Source organism: Alteromonas sp. AWJ4_199, assembly GCF_056159165.1.
On sequence record NZ_JBSWUR010000001.1, the window covers coordinates 778,805 to 798,401 of the forward strand.

At 43.5% G+C, this 19,597-nt stretch carries 14 protein-coding genes, 2 tRNA genes and 1 rRNA gene; 6 read left to right on the plus strand and 11 right to left on the minus strand.

Annotated features, from left to right (window positions below):
• Positions 1–241: 241 nt before the first annotated feature.
• From ACXAER_RS03420 to pssA, 4 genes are all read right to left on the minus strand, one after another.
• Positions 242–318: transfer RNA gene (locus ACXAER_RS03420), tRNA-Ile, on the minus strand.
• 39 nt (positions 319–357) lie between these two features.
• Positions 358–433: transfer RNA gene (locus tag ACXAER_RS03425), tRNA-Ala, on the minus strand.
• Between the two features lie 77 nt (positions 434–510).
• Positions 511–2,043, minus strand: a 16S ribosomal RNA gene (locus ACXAER_RS03430).
• Positions 2,044–2,470: 427 nt separating this feature from the next.
• A complete protein-coding gene (pssA, locus tag ACXAER_RS03435; RefSeq protein ID WP_474826591.1) occupies positions 2,471–3,274 on the minus strand; it encodes a CDP-diacylglycerol--serine O-phosphatidyltransferase in 804 nt (267 codons plus the stop codon).
• Between the two features lie 389 nt (positions 3,275–3,663).
• Between pssA and xdp1 (ACXAER_RS03440) the strand changes: the two genes are divergently transcribed.
• The 3 genes from xdp1 (ACXAER_RS03440) (at position 3,664) to prsT (ending at position 8,611) form a co-directional block, all read left to right on the plus strand.
• On the plus strand, positions 3,664–4,599 hold the full coding sequence (xdp1, locus tag ACXAER_RS03440) for an exosortase-dependent surface protein XDP1 (RefSeq protein ID WP_474826593.1): 936 nt from the start codon (positions 3,664–3,666) through the stop codon (positions 4,597–4,599).
• Between the two features lie 181 nt (positions 4,600–4,780).
• Positions 4,781–5,692, plus strand: coding sequence for an exosortase-dependent surface protein XDP1 (xdp1, locus tag ACXAER_RS03445; protein WP_474826595.1), 912 nt, complete (start codon positions 4,781–4,783; stop codon positions 5,690–5,692).
• A 105-nt stretch (positions 5,693–5,797) separates the two neighbouring features.
• Positions 5,798–8,611 carry an XrtA/PEP-CTERM system TPR-repeat protein PrsT gene (prsT, locus tag ACXAER_RS03450; protein WP_474826597.1) on the plus strand — a complete coding sequence of 938 codons (2,814 nt, stop codon included), beginning with the start codon at positions 5,798–5,800 and terminating at the stop codon, positions 8,609–8,611.
• An 18-nt stretch (positions 8,612–8,629) separates the two neighbouring features.
• On the opposite strand, the gene dld is transcribed toward prsT, so the two are convergent.
• From dld to rluD, 4 genes are all read right to left on the minus strand, one after another.
• Entirely contained in the window at positions 8,630–10,333 is a 1,704-nt protein-coding gene (gene dld, locus ACXAER_RS03455; RefSeq protein WP_474826599.1) for a D-lactate dehydrogenase, read from the minus strand.
• A gap of 133 nt (positions 10,334–10,466) precedes the next feature.
• Positions 10,467–13,043 (minus strand): ATP-dependent chaperone ClpB, encoded by a 2,577-nt coding sequence (gene clpB / locus ACXAER_RS03460; protein ID WP_474826602.1) that lies wholly within the window; start codon positions 13,041–13,043, stop codon positions 10,467–10,469.
• 250 nt (positions 13,044–13,293) lie between these two features.
• Positions 13,294–14,049, minus strand: coding sequence for a peptidoglycan editing factor PgeF (pgeF, locus tag ACXAER_RS03465; protein WP_474826604.1), 756 nt, complete (start codon positions 14,047–14,049; stop codon positions 13,294–13,296).
• Between the two features lie 16 nt (positions 14,050–14,065).
• The gene (gene rluD / locus ACXAER_RS03470) at positions 14,066–15,049 is read right to left on the minus strand and encodes a 23S rRNA pseudouridine(1911/1915/1917) synthase RluD (RefSeq protein ID WP_474826606.1); all 984 of its coding nucleotides are present in this window, start codon (positions 15,047–15,049) and stop codon (positions 14,066–14,068) included.
• A 185-nt stretch (positions 15,050–15,234) separates the two neighbouring features.
• On the opposite strand from rluD, the gene ACXAER_RS03475 reads away from it, so the two are divergent.
• Positions 15,235–15,999: an outer membrane protein assembly factor BamD gene (locus ACXAER_RS03475; RefSeq protein ID WP_461851800.1), complete on the plus strand. Its 765-nt coding sequence runs from the start codon at positions 15,235–15,237 to the stop codon at positions 15,997–15,999.
• 127 nt (positions 16,000–16,126) lie between these two features.
• Here ACXAER_RS03475 and ACXAER_RS03480 read toward each other — a convergent pair whose 3' ends face one another.
• From ACXAER_RS03480 to ACXAER_RS03490, 3 genes are all read right to left on the minus strand, one after another.
• Positions 16,127–16,870: a ChrR family anti-sigma-E factor gene (locus tag ACXAER_RS03480; protein WP_474826608.1), complete on the minus strand. Its 744-nt coding sequence runs from the start codon at positions 16,868–16,870 to the stop codon at positions 16,127–16,129.
• Complete coding sequence (locus ACXAER_RS03485; RefSeq protein ID WP_179983974.1) at positions 16,863–17,474, minus strand: sigma-70 family RNA polymerase sigma factor; 612 nt, start codon at positions 17,472–17,474, stop codon at positions 16,863–16,865. The genes ACXAER_RS03480 and ACXAER_RS03485 overlap by 8 nt, the downstream gene beginning before the upstream one ends.
• 118 nt (positions 17,475–17,592) lie before the next feature.
• Positions 17,593–18,168, minus strand: coding sequence for an LON peptidase substrate-binding domain-containing protein (locus ACXAER_RS03490; protein WP_474826611.1), 576 nt, complete (start codon positions 18,166–18,168; stop codon positions 17,593–17,595).
• Positions 18,169–18,426: 258 nt separating this feature from the next.
• Between ACXAER_RS03490 and ACXAER_RS03495 the strand changes: the two genes are divergently transcribed.
• Positions 18,427–18,870 carry a nuclear transport factor 2 family protein gene (locus tag ACXAER_RS03495; protein ID WP_474826613.1) on the plus strand — a complete coding sequence of 148 codons (444 nt, stop codon included), beginning with the start codon at positions 18,427–18,429 and terminating at the stop codon, positions 18,868–18,870.
• Positions 18,867–19,586 (plus strand): SDR family NAD(P)-dependent oxidoreductase, encoded by a 720-nt coding sequence (locus tag ACXAER_RS03500; RefSeq protein WP_474826615.1) that lies wholly within the window; start codon positions 18,867–18,869, stop codon positions 19,584–19,586. Before ACXAER_RS03495 ends, ACXAER_RS03500 begins: the two co-directional genes overlap by 4 nt.
• Positions 19,587–19,597 lie beyond the last annotated feature (11 nt).

A 19,597-nucleotide genomic window follows, 5' to 3' on the forward strand; every position in this document is an offset into this window, starting at 1 on the left:
GTCAAGTAGAGTAAAAAGTTCATCTTTCGATTTCTCAGTTACTCAATTTTGATTGATTACTATTAATATCAGCTTTCCAAATTGTTAAAGAACATTCGATATTTCCTGCAAAAGCAGTACTTTCATCTTTAGAGTAAAAAACCCTAATCAATGCTTACTGAAACAGTAAATATTCATTAGGATTTCGGGTCCAACGTGACACGTTTCTATCTTTTCACCTTCCTTTATTAAAGTAAGGAAATGGTAGGCTTGGGCAGACTTGAACTGCCGACCTCACCCTTATCAGGGGTGCGCTCTAACCAGCTGAGCTACAAGCCTTCAGTAAACTTCGCTTATGCAAGCTCAGTGTCAAGTAGATGGTGGAGCTAAGCAGGATCGAACTGCTGACCTCCTGAATGCAAATCAGGCGCTCTCCCAGCTGAGCTATAGCCCCATAAACTTGTGTCGTTCTTCATTTTAAACAAGACTATCTGTGTAGGCACTGCATCAAGGCGTCTTTCGACGTAATGGTAAGGAGGTGATCCAACCCCAGGTTCCCCTAGGGTTACCTTGTTACGACTTCACCCCAGTCATGAAACACAAAGTGGTAATCGTCCTCCCGAAGGTTAGACTAACTACTTCTTTTGCATCCCACTCCCATGGTGTGACGGGCGGTGTGTACAAGGCCCGGGAACGTATTCACCGCAGTATTCTGACCTGCGATTACTAGCGATTCCGACTTCATGGAGTCGAGTTGCAGACTCCAATCCGGACTACGACATTCTTTAAGGGGTCCGCTCCACATCACTGTCTCGCTTCCCTCTGTAAATGCCATTGTAGCACGTGTGTAGCCCTACACGTAAGGGCCATGATGACTTGACGTCGTCCCCACCTTCCTCCGGTTTGTCACCGGCAGTCTCCTTAGAGTGCCCAACTTAATGCTGGCAACTAAGGACAAGGGTTGCGCTCGTTGCGGGACTTAACCCAACATCTCACGACACGAGCTGACGACAGCCATGCAGCACCTGTGTCAGAGTTCCCGAAGGCACCAATCTATCTCTAGAAAGTTCTCTGCATGTCAAGTGTAGGTAAGGTTCTTCGCGTTGCATCGAATTAAACCACATGCTCCACCGCTTGTGCGGGCCCCCGTCAATTCATTTGAGTTTTAACCTTGCGGCCGTACTCCCCAGGCGGTCTACTTAGCGCGTTAGCTTCGCTACTCACGACTTAAAGTCACAAACAGCTAGTAGACAGCGTTTACGGTGTGGACTACCAGGGTATCTAATCCTGTTCGCTACCCACACTTTCGCACATGAGCGTCAGTCTTTGGCCAGGGAGTCGCCTTCGCCACTGATGTTCCTCCAGATATCTACGCATTTCACCGCTACACCTGGAATTCCACTCCCCTCTCCAAGACTCTAGTCTGCCAGTTCTAAATGACCATCCCAGGTTGAGCCCGGGGCTTTCACATCTAGCTTAACAAACCGCCTGCGTGCGCTTTACGCCCAGTAATTCCGATTAACGCTCGCACCCTCCGTATTACCGCGGCTGCTGGCACGGAGTTAGCCGGTGCTTCTTCTGTTGTTAACGTCACGGCTAGCAGGTATTAACTACTAACTTTTCCTCACAACTGAAAGTGCTTTACAACCCGAAGGCCTTCTTCACACACGCGGCATGGCTGCATCAGGGTTTCCCCCATTGTGCAATATTCCCCACTGCTGCCTCCCGTAGGAGTCTGGGCCGTGTCTCAGTCCCAGTGTGGCTGATCTTCCTCTCAGAACAGCTAGAGATCGTCGCCTTGGTAAGCCTTTACCTTACCAACTAGCTAATCTCACTTGGGCCTCTCTTTGCGCCGGAGCCGAAGCCCCGTTTGGTCCGTAGACATTATGCGGTATTAGCAGTCGTTTCCAACTGTTATCCCCCTCGCAAAGGCAAGTTCCCAAGCATTACTCACCCGTCCGCCACTCGTCATCTTCTAGCAAGCTAGAAATGTTACCGTTCGACTTGCATGTGTTAGGCCTGCCGCCAGCGTTCAATCTGAGCCATGATCAAACTCTTCAATTAAATATATCGAAATATGAATCGTCGTTGTGACACTCTTAACGAGTGCCCACACAGATTGTCTTGTCTAAATTTTTAAAGAACGTTGCTAGTTTTTCTAGCTGCCTCTCCCGAAGCGGATGCGTATCTTACAGCGCATCTTTTTTTTGTCAACAACTTTTGTTTATTTATTTTTAAACTTGGTTTTTGACATCCTCATCAGTTGTTAGCGTTTTGCTGTTCCCTGTTGAGGAGGCGCGCATTCTACGCATTCCTGACACATCGTCAACACCCTTTTTTAAATAAATATAAAAAAAAGCGACCGTTCGGTCGCTTTTTAACCTATTCGTGCATTTAGTATGCGTTTAAGCCTGAATATCCTTCGTCTATCAGTTCAAAAAGGCATTTCCTTTATACTATTGAACGAAGACATCTAATTACTACTACGTAATTATTCCTGCTTATTGTCTACACTTTCGTTGCTTTTCTTTTTATCAACGTTGAAGTCCGCGTCTTCTTCGTGATCGCCTACCACGTCATCTAAAGTCACTTTCTCTACCGTGCGGAATGTATTGATAGGCCCTGCCAGTGCATACAAAGCAAATACTAAAAACAGTACAAGCGCTGGCTCTGTTGCAACAACAACGAATATTAAAAGCACTAATAGAAGGCCAACGAATGGAACCTTGCCATGCCAGTTAACTTCTTTAAAAGAATTATACTTAAAGTTACTCACCATAAGTAAGCCAGCTAAACCAGTTACCGCGGCCACAATTAATCCGTAGTCAGTCCCTACTGCATCATACTCGACGCCAACCCAAACGAGACCGGATACAACGGCCGCTGCTGCTGGACTAGCAAGACCTTGGAAGAAGCGCTTATCAGCGATCCCAACCTGCGTATTGAAGCGAGCTAGTCGCAATGCAGCACCGGCAACATAGACAAATGCCGCTAACCAGCCCAACTTGCCTAGTTCGGTTAAGCCCCAATTATAAGCAACAAGTGCAGGTGCCATACCAAATGAAACCATATCGGCCATTGAATCATATTCAGCGCCGAAGTCACTCTGCGTATTTGTCATTCGTGCTACGCGCCCATCCAAACCATCAAATATCATTGCCACAAAAATTGCGACAGCGGCTGCTTCAAAGCGGCCGTTCATTGATGATACAACAGCAAAGAAACCAGAAAACAAACCTGCTGTTGTTAATAAATTGGGAAGTAAGTATATCCCTTTACGTTTTTGTTCAGACATATGTCCTCGTACTTCTACATATACAATTGTGGTAATTATTTCATAGATATGCGTGAACGCATAGCAAAGTAAAAATACAGCCAGCTTCCACACATTAATTTCTGCGATATCACATTCAAAAAGCTATGCAATACATTTAGATGAGTCCACTTTATCAAATGAGGACAACGCACAAAGGTTAACAATTTAGAACCTGCTTCCTTAAGTACCTCACCAATCAGTAATAACTAGGTATACGGCCACATACCTTAAACAGGTCACCGTTCATATATCATACAACCCCATGTTGTAATTAAGTACTTCCCCAAAAAGTGTGTGCATATAGATAGTACAACGCTTGGAAGGTTTGTACTTGAAGCGCTATGCGCTTTTTATATAGGAAAGTAATTATGCGATTACTAGACAAAACCTTTTCTTCCAAGACCTTGCTATTACTTTCGATGGCGCTGGTATCGACGCTGAGCGCCAATTCAGCATTTGCCACCAATTATAAAAAGCATGATTACTCCTACTGCGGCTTATCGGGTGGCAGCAACACCCAGAGTAAGCAGTGTAACTCTCCGCTTGGTGAGTATACCTATGATCTAGTCGACGATGGTGTTTACAATAGTGTTAACCCTGATAACTCTCCTGTGGAGATTGATGGCGTAAACATTTCTTTGTCTGCATTTTCAGATACTAATAATGTGACTGGCGAAACAGTGGTTGCCGCTAGCCTACAAAAAATCTCAAATACTTGGGCTTATGGAGTTACCAATAATGACGAAGCTTACTACAACGGTAGTTCTGACCATGCTATCGACAACCTAAACTATTATTATGAAGGTAGTAAGGCTGCTTATAAAAGCGGAGTGACCAATGTTGAGCGTGATTATGACTTCGTACTGCTTTCATTTGACTCTGCAGTAACACTAACTGGCGCGAGCTTTTCATGGCTATATAGTAGTAACGATAGTCAAGTTTCAGTAGCTGCCTTAAATGACACCTCTACTTTGACCTCTGGTGTAAATACATGGAGTGATATTGTTGCAGATGCGCTTACTTCGGCATCTTACGATATCGAGAACTGTGACTACCTAGAACACCGTGCAGATTTTGCATTCACTGAATCTGCGCAATATTGGCTCGTAGGGGCATACAACACAGTATTTGGCAATATTGGTGGATACATTGGCAACGATGCTTTCAAACTTGCTAATGTTGGTTTCTCAATTACCGAAACGACAGGAACACCGGATACTACAGAAGTGTCTGAGCCTGGTACTATCGGCTTATTAATGGCTTGCTCTCTATTCGCCATATGGCGCCGTAAAAAAGCCATTTAAGACAATTAGACTTTAGATCACTGGTAGGTGGTACAACCTGTCAGTTTTTTTTACTAAGACTAACTCATATGTATTGCATTTAAAAAAAAACGAATAAAAATCAACTACATAAAATGTGGCACAAAAATCGCTAGGTACTCGGTAATTTTATGAAGCAAATTCAGGTTCGGTAGTAATCCATATGAAGTTTTTAGGTTTAGCGACAGTTTTTCTTGTATTTTCTGGAAACGTATTAGGAAGTGACAGCAGTTTAGATGAAGGAACTTACTCGTTGGTGAATAACGGCATTTCATATTCACTGATCGGTGATTCTGCAAACGGAACCGCCGTTACTACGGTTGACGGAAAAACAGTTTATGTTGGGCTTACTGCTTGGTCTGATACAGGTTATTACGACAGTCGGTATGATTCATATACCTCTTCGCGTTACCTTGATGAAAACGATGACTTGGTTAGAAATCAGGGCAATCTCGATGGCTGGATAAACTCGAGCAACAACGCGGTAGGTTATGGACTTATAAATAAAGATTCTACGAACCAGAGTAACTATGAAACTTCTAGTGACTACGGAGATGCTCATACAATAGACAATAAAAGAACAGGCGATAGAGGAAAACAAGACTTCGACATGGTTTTGCTGTCCTTCAGTGAAAAAGTTACTTTAACGTCTGGTTCATTTTCTTCGATCTACCGTTATAGAGGACGATCTTCTAAAGAAGTAACTGTGGTAGGTCTGGACGATATTGAAAAATTTGAAAGTGGCGGAAACTTTACATGGAGTGATATTGCTTCTACTAGCGCTATAGAAGCTGCAACGCGTCACTATTCTGTTGGAAGTCAAGTGGGCAACTATTATCAATCTGAATTTACAGGCTTGAGTGCCGCCCAATACTGGTTAGTGGGTGCATACAATACCATTTTCGATAACAATGCGTCTCAAGACAGTGACTTTGGCTTCAAATTGTCAGCACTTGGATTTTCGATCGACAATGGTCCTGATACACCTCCTACCCAAGTAAGCGAGCCAGGTGCCCTTGCACTAATGAGTTTGGGTTTGGGGCTTGTACTTTACAGACGTAAACGTCGCGTTTAATAGTTTAAAAACGCTTAGAAAACACGTATCTTTATAAGGTGGCTTAGGCCACCTTTTTTTATGCTATTTTTAAGCCAGCAGCTTGGCTATGTATTGAAGGTTAATATGGATTTTTTTAATAATAAAAAGCGTGTTGTAAAACGCGCCGTTGTCTCTGCAGTTGCCTCTTCATTAATCGCTTTCAACAGTTTTGCTACTACGTCAGAGGACTATGAAAAAGCACTTACTGCGTTTAATCAAAACGAATACGACGAAGCCTATATTCACCTTAAAAATAGCTTACAGAAAGACCCACAGAACCTCGCAGCCAAAATTTTGATGGGCGAGATACTACTTATTAATGGCTACCTTACTGCGGCTGAGATGGAGTTTGTTGAAGCTCTGGAGATGGGTGCTGATATCAACCTTTTAGCTGAACCACTTGGCAACACATGGCTTTTTCTAAACAGATATCAAGAGATTGTAGACTTTGGTGATTTGAACAAGCTATCGGGTGATGCAGAGCGCGAGTGGTTGATGATCCGTGCAACAGCTTGTATCAGATTGGAAGACGAGCAATGCGCCTTAAGCGACTACAACACTATCGTTTCCCGTACGCCAGACTTCGTGCCTGCCATTAATGGTCTCGCCTCTATTGCCCTTCAAAATGAAGATTTAGCCAAAGCAACGTCTCTTATCAACAAAGCCATGTCGTTAGAACCAGAAAACGCTATCACATGGCGTTTGAAAGGACAGCTCGCATATCGACAAGGAGATACTGATGCGGCAACTGCACATTTACAAAAAGCCCTGACGTTTAACCGAGACGACCCTATTGCCCTGCGTAATCTTGTAGATTTGTATTTAGAAGCGAAAGACTACGATACAGCAAAGCTATTCGTAGATGAGATCATTGAAGACACACCTAATGATCCTTTGGCCATTTTACTTAATAGTTGGTTGCAAAGCAGAGACAACCAACAAGCTATTGATAACGAGAAGCTAAAAGAGCTTAATGATTTTATGGCACAGCTTGACCCTGAGCTCATAACTTCACAACCTATGTTGCTCTACATAAGCGGTTTAACAAACTTCTTTAATAACAACATGGAAACGGCCGCAAAAGACTTTAATGGCTATTTGCAACAGGAGCCTGATGACTTACAGGCTGTATTGATGCTAAGCCAGGTCTATATGGCGACACAGCAAGATAAACAAGCGCTTGCTCTGCTTGAACGCCATCAAGATGCGTTGATGGAAGACCCTGACTCGGCACTTCTTCTAGGTGACTTATTTATTCGCCAAAACAAAGCGTTTAAAGCTGAACGCTTATTGCAAAACCTCGAATATAAGTACCCGAATGAAAATAAGCTTCAGCTTTTTAAAATTAAACTGATGGCAGCGAGGGGGAAACAGGACGAAGCGCTATCAATTCTTGAAAAGAATCTGCCGACCTACAAAGATAACGCGGGTTTTCTATTCACTTATTCACTTATGAATTTACAAGCGCAGCAATTCGATAACGCGCTGAAGGGTGCAAATTTACTAAGTAAGCTTTTTCCTGATGAAGCTGAAGTCTACAACCTAAAAGCCGGCATTCTGATTAGGCAAGGTCAATTGGCGGAAGCTAAAGACAACATCGAGAAAGCGTTAGCGCAAAACCCTACCCTCTTTCCAGCAAAATTCAATTTAGCAGCTACAGAGAGTCGTTTAGGAAATGTAGAAAAATCTAACCAACTTGTAGAAGAGCTACTTGACTTGTCCCCTCAGCATAACGAAACATTAATGCTTAAGGCGTTTAATTTAACCAAAGCGGGCAACGTAGAAGACGCGAAGCAAATTTATCTTGATATACTAACGCTCAATCCTTCGAATATCGGTGCTAGAGAGCGCATTTCATCTTTATACCAGCAACAAGGCGACATTAAGAACGCACTGTATCATTTAGATTTGCTTATAAAAGATGATTTCGACAATGCTGACTACCTTCTTCGTAAAGCTGCGCTTCAGCTATCAAATAATCAGCGTGCAGATGCCGAAAAAACGCTAAGCATTGTAAGAAACTTTATTAACGACGATGCTGGAAAGCTTATCGCTTATGCTGACCAAGCTCGCAATCTAGGAAACAACGAAAGCGCCCTAGATGCTATGGCTCGCGCGCACGAGATAGCCAATACAAGTACGTTTGTTACTTTGCGCTATACCAGCTTATTGTTAGATTTGCAGAAAAACGATAAAGCACTGTCGCTGTTAGCGACGATTCCTGCAAACCAGCAACAAAACCCGGTCTACCACTTTCTAAAGGGAAGACTAGCTGCGAATAAAGGTAATAACGAAAGCGCGATTAACGCTTTCCAAAAAGCGCTAGAAGTCGACGCTTCCTTTGCACAGGCATTTATTGCGATCTACAACTATGCATTAAACGAGCAGTTCGTTGATGTATTTTTAAATACTGCCCGCAAATTGGTGAACGAAAATGAAAACAATTTGCTGGCGAAAAATCTATTAGCACAATATTTATTTTTTATTCAAGAATTCGACGAATCAACAGTACTCTATAAAGAGCTTATTGAGGAGCCAAACTTATTGAACCCTGCTGAGGCTTTCAACCGCTTAGCGATAATGCATATTGAAAAATCACTGATCACCGCTAAAAACTATGCGCGGCAGGCATATGAGCTGCAGCCTAACTCTTCGAAAATACTAGACACCTTTGGGCATATTAAAGCGCTACAGGGAGATTATGAGGGTAGTCTTAAAATGCTTAGAGACGCATTCGCAAGAGACGCGAATGACCCTAACATTCGCTATCACCTTGGCTACACGCTAGCAAAATTGAATAGAATTGAGGAAGCCAAGAAAGAGCTAGAGTATGCAGTAAACGTAGAACGCCCCTTCTTTCGACGTCCGCAGGCTAGAACATTATTAGAGAGCCTATAAGGCTCTCTTCGCATACAGCTAAAGACAGCAGGAACAATTGCGTTTGTGCTTTTCCATCTTACCAATGCCTGGGTTAAAAGTATTGGTAGGGTCTAGCTTTCTGTAAAACTGCTGTAGAGTACTCTCCGCTGTATACAAATGACCAACGTTATGCTCGGCAGGATATTTAGCGCCACGGCTGTCTAATAGTGCCAACATGTCTGCTTTTACTTTTTTGGCATCACTGCCCTTTTTAAGTATGTAGTCTTGATGAAAGACATGGCAAAAGAAATGGCCGTAATAAAGCGGCTTTTCTACATGTTTGGCTATGTGCTCAGGCAACTCCTCTACCCAAAACTCGTCATTGCGGCGCAACGCAATATCTAACGCTAAAATATCTCCGACTTGTTTGTCATGCATCATTTGATAGCGCACCGCAGCTCCCGCAGCGGCGAAACGTAGTAAAAAGGCTTTAGATGCTTCCTCTTCATTACAGGTAAGGTAGTCACCATCTAGCTTCTCTTCAGTAAACAGTTTAGCTAAAAGTGTTTTTGCCTCTTCAATACCGCCATCACTCATCTTAAGAATAAGATGATGTTCGTATTTGTCGCGGTAGGTTCTCAAACTTGTAGGGATTTGGTCAGAGAAAAGCTTACTCCCAAACTGCATAACTCTATCGCTTAGGTAACGAGGCATAAAAGGCAGCTTGTTAAGCACAGCATCCACTCGCCCTTTAAATGCAAACATTTTAGGTAGTGAATCTGTACCCAAACGTTCAATACTTAATATGGTATCTTTGCCGTAAACATCTGCAATATCAAACATATCTCTATGCAGGTATTCACCTACTTCGGGAATGTTTTTAAAGGTCGACAGAATGTCTCTGCGAATACGAGTAAGTACAGCAGCATCGTTCGTTCCGATATAAAACGTTTGCTCTTTTTTAGGTACTTCAAACGTATCTAAGCGCACCGCGAAAACGGCGATTTTACCGGCGCATCCACTGGCTTCGTAAAGCCGTGTTGGATCGGCATTGAAGCGGCTCGGCGTATTTACATTAACATCTCGAACTATTTGTTCATAATCACTAGCAGACGCTTTCTTACTGGTTTCTGGGAGTGATTTTGAAAAGTTGCCTGAAGCGAGGTTACCGATAATTTCTTCAGGTTTTTCACCCAAGTCTATTCCTAAATGATTAACCAGCTTTAAATCACCGTTAGCATCTATTTGTGCAAATAGCGACAACTCCGTATAAGCGGGGCCTCGTTTAACCAATGCGCCGCCAGAATTATTAGCTACACCACCAACGATAGACGCCCCCAAACAGGACGATCCAATCACCGAATGTGGCGCGCGACCAAGGGGCTTTAACATTTTTTCAAGCTTAAACAAGGTTGCCCCAGGAAAACTCAACACTTGGTTACCATCGTTTATTAAAACGATATCATCCATGGCTAAGGTGTTAATTACCACCACAGGTCTATCGTAATCATTTCCGCTCGGAGTAGAACCTTCGGTCAAACCGGTTTTTGCAGCCTGCATAATGATGATGCAGTTGTATTCAACGCAAATCTTAAGCACTTCCCAATATTGCATTAGCGTATGTGGAAACAGTACGGCCAATGCCTCACCTTCACCCGAGCGCCACCCTTTTCGATAGTGCTCAGTTTGGCGTTTTCCAACGGCAAGGTTGCTTTCCCCGAGTACGCGTTTAAATGCGTTAACAATTAGGGCTGTTTCCATGTATGACTCCTAACACTCACGCTGAAATTTCTCTAGCAGGTAAACTAAAGGAAAACACAGTGCCAAGGCAATAATAAAGCAATAAAAAAGGCACTGTTTCTAGTGCCTTTGAATTAAAGATTTGGTTTGCTGATTAACCGCTTACTACAAATAGACCGCTTTCGTCAGCATCAATGCGAATAGTGGACTCGGGTATTAGTTCACCCGCTAGCAGTTGCTGTGCGAGTGGATTTTCAACCTGCACTTGTATCGCTCGCTTAAGCGGACGGGCGCCAAACACGGGGTCGAAACCTGCATCGGCTAACTTGTCCATAGCTGCGGCAGACAAAGTAAGTTTGTAACCTTTTTCCGCCAATCGTGCTCTTAAGGAAGCAAGCTGAATTTTAGCAATAGACTTAATTTGCTCTTTACCCAACGGATGGAATACCACAATATCATCCACACGGTTGATGAACTCGGGCCTGAAGTGCTGCCCTACTACGCTCATTACCGATGCTTTCATATCGTCATACTGACTTTCGTTGTGCTTATCTTGAATGATGTCCGAACCCAAATTAGATGTCATGATCACAACCGTATTTTTGAAATCTACGGTGCGCCCTTGTCCATCAGTCAGTCTGCCGTCATCCAGCACCTGAAGTAAAATGTTGAATACATCAGGATGTGCCTTTTCAACCTCGTCCAATAAAATGACCGAGTAAGGCTTGCGACGCACCGCTTCGGTTAAGTAGCCACCTTCCTCATAGCCAACATAGCCAGGAGGTGCGCCCACTAAGCGTGCTACCGAGTGTTTTTCCATAAACTCAGACATATCGATACGCACCATGGCGTCTTCAGTGTCGAACATGAAGCCGGCCAAAGCTTTACACAACTCAGTTTTACCCACGCCAGTTGGCCCTAAAAATAGGAATGAGCCAATTGGACGGTTTGGATCGGCAAGCCCCGCACGTGAACGGCGAATAGCATTTGATACTGCTTCAACGGCTTCTTCTTGCCCTACTACACGTTTATGAAGGACATCTTCCATACGCAACAGCTTCTCGCGCTCGCCCTCTAGCATTCTCGCTACGGGTATACCCGTCCAACGAGAGAGCACATCAGCAATTTCGATATCCGTTACTTTATTTTTAAGTAACGTGGTTTCGCGGGTTTCATTTTCTGCCGCTTGCTCAAGCTTGGCTTCAAGCTCAGGAATACGGCCGTACTGAAGTTCCGACATCCTATTCAAATCAGATGCGCGGCGAGCAATTTCTAAATCAAGCTTTGCTTGTTCCAGCTCCCCTTTAATGGTTTGGGTGCCCTGCATGGCATCTTTTTCATCTAGCCATACTTTTTCTAGCTCTGCATACTTGGTTTCAGCCTGCTCGCGCTCTAGTTCAATCATTTCAAGGCGTTTATGGCTAGCATCATCGGTTTCTTTAGCAAGGGCTTGCTCTTCCAACTTAAGCTGGATAATTCTGCGCTCTAAACGGTCCATATCTTCTGGCTTTGAGTCTATTTGCAGACGTATGCTAGAGGCCGCTTCATCAATAAGGTCGATGGCTTTATCCGGCAATTGACGGTCACTAATATAACGATGTGACAAACTTGCCGCTGCGACAATAGCGGGGTCTGTGATATCGACAGAGTGATGAAGCTCATAACGCTCTTTTAAGCCTCGAAGAATAGCAATAGTGTCCTCTACGCTTGGCTCTTCAACCAATACTTTCTGAAAACGACGCTCTAGCGCAGCGTCTTTTTCAATGTACTGACGATATTCGTCTAGCGTGGTTGCCCCCACACAGTGAAGTTCACCGCGTGCCAGCGCCGGTTTTAGCATATTCCCAGCATCCATGGCGCCATCGCCCTTCCCTGCACCTACCATGGTGTGCAGTTCGTCAACGAATAGAATGACGCGGCCTTCTTCTTTAGCCAATTCGTTAAGAACGGCCTTTAAACGTTCTTCAAACTCACCGCGGTATTTAGCCCCTGCCACTAACGCGCCCATATCTAGGGCAAGAACGCGCTTGTTCTTTAAGCCTTCAGGTACTTCGCCGTTAATGATGCGCTGCGCTAATCCCTCAACGATGGCGGTTTTACCCACACCAGGCTCACCAATAAGTACGGGGTTGTTTTTGGTTCTGCGCTGCAGAACTTGAACGGTACGACGAATTTCGTCATCACGCCCAATCACTGGGTCAAGCTTGCCTTGTTCCGCTCGCTCGGTTAAGTCTGTAGTGTACTTTTCAAGGGCCTGGCGCACATCTTCAGCGTTAGGGTCTGTCACCTTCTGTCCGCCACGCATATCATCGATAGCGCCTTCAATGGTGTCTTTGGTGATATTCAAACTTTTAAGGATCTCACCCAATCGCCCTTTATCTTCAAGGGCTGCTAACACGAAGATCTCCGACGTTATATATTCGTCTTTTCGTTGCTGAGCAATCTTGTCGCAAAGGTTAAGTAAAATGCCACTGTCTTTGCTTAACTGAACATCACCACCAATACCTTCAATTCTAGGTAAACGTTCAATAGCCTGACTCAAAGCAGAACGAAGCGCATTAACATTAATGTTTGCTTGGTCAAGTAGCGGGCGTACTGAACCACCCTGCTGGTTTAGCATGGCAGTCATTAAGTGGACAGGTTCAATATATTGATGATCTCGCCCCAATGCGAGTGATTGAGCATCGGATATTGCGAGCTGAAATTTACTGGTAAATCTATCTAGTCTCATAATCTCAACCTAATAAGTGAACAACTATACCTGCGGTAACACACCGCGATTACGAACATTTTAACTCTCGCTGAGTGGGTAATGATCTATGCGGACTGGTATTGCTTATGTTCTAGTTATGTAGGCTGCTCAATTGCGATTCAAGTATGAGATTGAAAAGTTAGCCAAAAAGATAACAAATACTGTAGAAACTTTGATTTAGCGCAAATAAATGAAGGGGTTAAGAACTAATGCCCATAGGATTAGATATCTAAAGCATACCTATTACGCTGACCATGCGCCCAGTTGTGCGTTTGTTTTGATGAGTGGCTCTCCGATGCGAATAGAAGCGTCCCTCGTCAGTGTAAGTACACAGGTTACTTTGCGTAATATCTTCAACGCCAGCTTGCTGCAATTGCATCTGTGCTACTAAAGGTAAATCTAAAAGGTATTTACCCTCATTACTACTATTGGCAACGGCGCCGGCTACATGGCGAAATTTACTCGCCAGTTGAGCATCCACTTCATAGCAAGAACCGCTGATTGCAGGGCCTATCCAAGCCATGATTTTATTCTCATCGCAGTTAAATTGCCCAAGAGCATTTCTGATAATATTAGTCTCAAGCCCTTTCCACCCTGCATGCACTGCTGCCACCTCTTGCCCACTCTCATCACATAATAGGATGGGCACACAGTCAGCAGTCATTACTGCACAAAAGTGCGACTTGGAAGAAGAGTATGCTGCATCCGCAGTAGTATCCACGCTTGGCAGTGACACCACGCGATTGCTGTGTATTTGCTCTAGCCACGTTATCTTTTCGCTGTGTGGGATCAGGCTTCTATTGGCTTTAACTAATAAAAGGTCATCCCCCACGTGAGCCCCAACGTTCAAGCCTGCGAAATCACCTAAGCTCGTGCCTCCTTTTCTTGTCGTTGTATAAGCGACAATATTAGAGGGGCATGACCACGCTGGAGTAATCAAATCCAGCGTAGATGAAATAGGTGAATTTGCATCTGACAATGTCATAATACCTACTCCCTAGTTAGAGCATATCTTGCGGATTGTCCGTTGTGTCTTTTTTGACTGCTTTAAGCAAGTCCTGCATATCTTGAGGAAGCGGCGCTTTCCAAGTCATCCACTCTTCAGTTTCGGGGTGAAATAGTGAAAGCTGAGCTGCGTGCAATGCCTGACGCTGGAACCCTCGAAGCGCTGTAATAAACTCCTCAGACGCACCTTTAGGCAAACGCGGACGCCCGCCATAAACCTGATCGCCCAACAGTGGATGTTTTATATGCGCCATGTGCACGCGAATTTGGTGCGTACGACCAGTTTCAAGCTTCAAACGCAAGTGAGTATAAGCACGGAACTTTTCAATAACGCGATAATGCGTTACTGCAGGTTTACCCATTTCGCGAACTGCCATATGCGTGCGCTTTGTGGCATGCCTGCCAATAGGCTCATCTACAATCCCACCCGCAACCATAGTACCTAAAGCGATGGCTTCATATTCACGGCTCATCTCGCGGCGCTGTAGCTGATCAACAAGGTGCGTTTGCGCAGGTATTGTTTTTGCCACTACCATCAGGCCCGTAGTGTCTTTGTCGAGACGGTGGACAATGCCTGCACGTGGAACTTTGTCAATTTCGGGATAGTGATTTAGCAATGCATTAAGCACTGTACCGCTCGGGTTTCCCGCGCCAGGATGCACGACTAAATCAGCAGGTTTATTTATTACCAAGATGTGCTCATCTTCGTAAACAATATCTAGCGCAATATCTTGCGCAACACTTGTTACCTGCACATCCATTTCGGCTTGTACAGTAATGAGTTCATCCATTTGCATTTTGTGTCGAGGGACAGTGATTACTTCACCATTTACCGCAACATTTCCGTCCTGAATCCAAGTTTTTAACTTAGAACGAGAATATTCAGGGAACAAATCAGCCAAAACCTGATCTAAGCGTAAACCAAAATGCGCAGCTTCCGTTGAAGCTTCTAGTTGTATTGTGTTCGGCGACTGTGTCATAACACCATTGATTACGTCTAAAAAAGGGTATTATAACAAGTATTCACGCTGTACACTGCCTTGTTTACGTTTTTGTATGGTTTTTCTCGTCGTTAGTACGTTAGAATGCAATTAAAGTGTTGTTGTTTAACACATGAGCTTAGACAGCGAAGTATTAAACTGTTTAGCAGGAAAATAGAATTATTATGAAATCATTTCGTCTACTGGCTCCCGTTTTATTGGGTGCTATGGTATCTGTCGCAGGATGTAGTTCTTCAGATAAAGAAGAGAAAGCCGTTTTAGCTAACATGGGTGCACAGCAACTGTATGACAGAGCAAAGCAAAGCATGGAAGTTGGTAACTTTAGCGCTGCTGCTCAAACGTTAAGTGCGCTAGATTCCCGTTACCCGTTTGGTCCACTTTCTCACCAAGTACAGCTAGATCTTATTTACAGCTACTATAAGTCGGGTAAGAACGAAGAAACACTTGCCACTATCGACAGATTTATCCGTCTTAATCCTAATCACTCTGATGTTGACTACGCGTATTACATGCGTGGCTTAACTAACATGGAATCAGACAGCAACCTATTCCAAGAGTTAATGAACATCGATCGTACGGATAGAGACCCATCAAAATCCCGCGCAGCGTTTGAAGACTTTCGCAGGCTTATCCAGCAGTATCCAGACAGCAAGTATGCGGCTGACGCGAAGCAGCGTATGGTTCATATTAAAGACCGCTTGGCGCGTTATGAAATTGCTATTGCACGCTTCTACATGAGACGGGAGGCGTATGTTGCTGCTGCCAACCGTGGCCGCTATGTTATAGAGCACTTCCCGAATACTACGCAGGTACAGCAAGCCCTAGAAATTATGGTTTCAAGCTACGAACAGCTTGGTCTTACAGAGCTTCGTGATAATGCAATGAAGACACTTAGACTTAACTATCCGGACAGCGAGTTTATTAGCTAGTCGAAGAGAGTTTGAAACGCGAACGACCATAGAACATTAATAGTTAAAACGAAAAAACGCACTTAAGTGCGTTTTTTGTTATTTAGCGATTGTAAGCACAGTAGCTGATAAGCAATCGTTTTAAACTTTAGCGGAAGAAAAGATGGCTAAATGGATTTAATAGTCTCGCTAAGCCTGAAGTAAAGTGTAGTGGCTGATCTACAATGCTAAATACTAAGCAACCGTCTTTTCCTTCAGCCTTGGGCGTATGGGTCTTCTCACCATCCATGAAAATAAAGTCGCCGGTATCGTAACGGCTGAGCCCGTCACTGAACTCGCCATCGATAACTAGGGTGTATTCGGTTCCTCTATGAGTATGCTCTGGCACACTCCCGCCACTACCCATAAATATAAAATTGGCTACGCCCTGATTACCTAAATCAACCGGGGCTTGCCATAGCTTACCGACTAAACTTGACCAGTTTCCAGTCTTGTCGATATATCGGTGAAGGGTTCTAGGCAAAGCAAACGCTCTCCCATCCAACTCAATAGTACTTAATTTTTCTGATTTGGATGGTACACGGGGCTTGTTCAAAGTTTCTCGATATTCAGAAACACTAGCAGCCTTAAAACTGCCGTCAGGGGTTTGAGGGAGTTGTGTAATTTGTGAAAACATATCGCCAAACTGGAGCGAAGCATCAGAACTGGCGAAAGCATTTTCGCTTACAGATGACACCATTTGTGCGGCTAAGCTTTCAGTCTCTATCTCTACAAATCGTTGGCATTTCGGACACATATCACAATGTGCTGAAACCATTAAAGATATAGCAGGTGACAGCGTGCCCTCAACGAAATCTTTAAGTTGTTGGGCACTGGGATGAAACCTAATCATTATCGTTTAACATGACCTTTAATCGTTGAAGCGCCAAACGCGTACGGGACTTTACCGTACCTAACGGAATAGAAAGTTCGTCGGCAACTTCTTGTTGAGACTTGCCATCAATGTAGATAGCTTCAACTACCGCTTTTTGTTTTACCGGCAGTGATTCAAATAAGTGACCAATTTGCTCTAAAGTAACTTGCTCGTCAAGCGGCGCTTCATTAGCATCCGCAGTTTGCTCACAAAGCACTGGCCACAAATCATCAGAGCATACGTCTTCTTTTCGGTTCTGCAGCTTACGCAACATGTCAAAACGTATATTACGCGCAATTGTAAAAATCCATGTCGATGGAGACCCTTTCTCGGCATTAAAAAGATGTGCTTTTTGCCAAACGTTTGACATGGTGTCTTGAACAAGCTCCATCGCTAACGCCTCATTTCCCATTTGTTTCAAAGCATATGAGCGCAAGCGAGGTGCGAAATAGTTAAATACTCTAGCAAAGGATCGTTTGCATCTGGCGTCAGCAACCGCCACAAGGTAATCAGACATTTCAGTAGCACATTCTTTAGGTTTGATTGTGCTGTTACTTTGTTCCAAAGGAATTCCAACTAACATAAGATTCGTCCGCTTTTCCGTTTTGGTTGTATCATTCTACGACGTTCTGACTTAAAACGTTTGCGAAAAATGCAAATGTTGGATTACGAATTTGTAATGTCAATTTCAACTCTCAATATTAAGCGATTAGTGCAGAGAGATAATTTAGCAAACTAGTACATTCTCTTTGCGCTAAAAAATGCTGCTTTTGCGAGCCATCGACTGGCAATAACTCTAACCATCGATTTAATACCCAGTTGGGACAATTAAACTTCGGTGATTCATACAACGACGCCAGTTCTTCGTAATTTCCAAATATTTCTTTAAGCCGCTCGTCCATAGGCGCTATTTGTTGAGGGGCCAAATCGCATTTCCAAGGTTCTAACACCTTACAACTTCCAGTGCGAAGACCATCTTTTTCAACTTCAATGCTACTTACCTCAACTAAATGAGAACCAGCAACCTTTATGCCAAGCAAACCATCGTCGAGCATATCAAAGTCGACAACCTGTGCGTATGTCCCTATTTTATGGATGTGTTCGTTTGAGCCTTTGTCTCCATTCGCGTTTAGCATACACATCACAAAGCCTTTATTTTCGGCGCATGCCTGCTTAACCATACGCACATATCTAGGTTCAAAAATACGCAATGCCATTCTGCCTTCAGGCAAAAGGTGCGCAGATAAAGGAAATAAGGGAAAACGTTCTACTCTCATACTCGACACTTCCGAAAACACGAAAATATTTACGCGACTGAGTACAAATAGGATCGAATGGGAAAATTTTTCACGGATAAACGAAGAAACATGATCTTAAGCTCGGCAATTAATGTAATTTAGTTTTTGTATAAAAATACTAACGAATTTGAGATCAGAGACTTGCAGTCAATAATTATAAAAATTTTTGCAAGTTTTAGAGAAAATCATAATTGAATGATTAGCCTGTACTCAATATTTTAAAGTAAAGGAAGTTGTATGGATGTCATCGAGCGCTTTTGTAAAATTTACACAGATATATGTCAGATATCCCCAGATGACTTGGAAGACATCTATGCCAGTAATATTAAATTTATAGACCCCATCACTATGCATAGCGGGATAGACGAAGTTAAAAGTTATTTTTCTAACCTGCTTACACAAGCCGAAACGTGCAAGTTTGATATAGCAGACATTCTCTACTGTTCGCAACAAGTTGCCCATAGTCAATCCAAGGTGACTCACGTTGTAAATTGGACGATGACCCTCGTACTAAAAAACAATGCCAAAAAGATCACGCTAGACGGTACAACACAACTTGGCGTTGCCGATGACATCATCATCTACCACAAAGATTATTACGATTTGGGCGAAATGGTTTACGAACACGTACCTATCTTAGGTTTTATAATCAAAAAGATAAAAGGGAAGCTGGCAAAATGAAGAGTATCTTAATTACTGGCGCAACATCTGGAATAGGTAAAGCATTAGCAATCAAGTGTGCCGATAATGGGTATAGTGTCATTGCTTGTGGAAGAAACAAAGAAGCCCTTGATGAACTTAGCAAATATAGCAATATTAGCGGTTGCCAGTTTGATGTGTCAGATTTAGAAGATACAAAGCGAGCATTAGCAAGTGTTAAGTTCGATATTGCTGTACTCAATGCTGGTACTTGTGAATATGTAGACCTTGAGGATTTCGAGCCAGACATGTTCCGCCGCGTTTTCGAGCCTAACTTCTTTGGTGTGGTTCACTGTGTTAACGCGCTTCTTCCACGACTAAAAGATGGCGACAAGCTTGTCATAGTCGACAGTATGGCTCGTCTATTACCTTTCACACGCACTCAGGCCTACGGCTCTAGTAAAGCTGCCCTTCACTACTTCACGAAGTCCTTAGAAGTCGATCTTCACCATAAAGGCGTGAAAGTACAGGCAGTATCACCAGGGTTCGTTGAAACACCTTTGACTGACAAAAACGACTTTGAAATGCCAATGAAAATTAGTGCAGAAGAAGCTGCCGAGGCTATGCTTAAAGGAATAGAAAGTAATAAGCAAACCGTTTTCTTCCCTCGTTTCTTTGGGTTTATCCTGCGCTTTATGCACATATTGCCTACACCAATTCAGAAGCGTTTATCCTTGGCCATGAGAGAAAAACAATAAGAGAAGTAAAA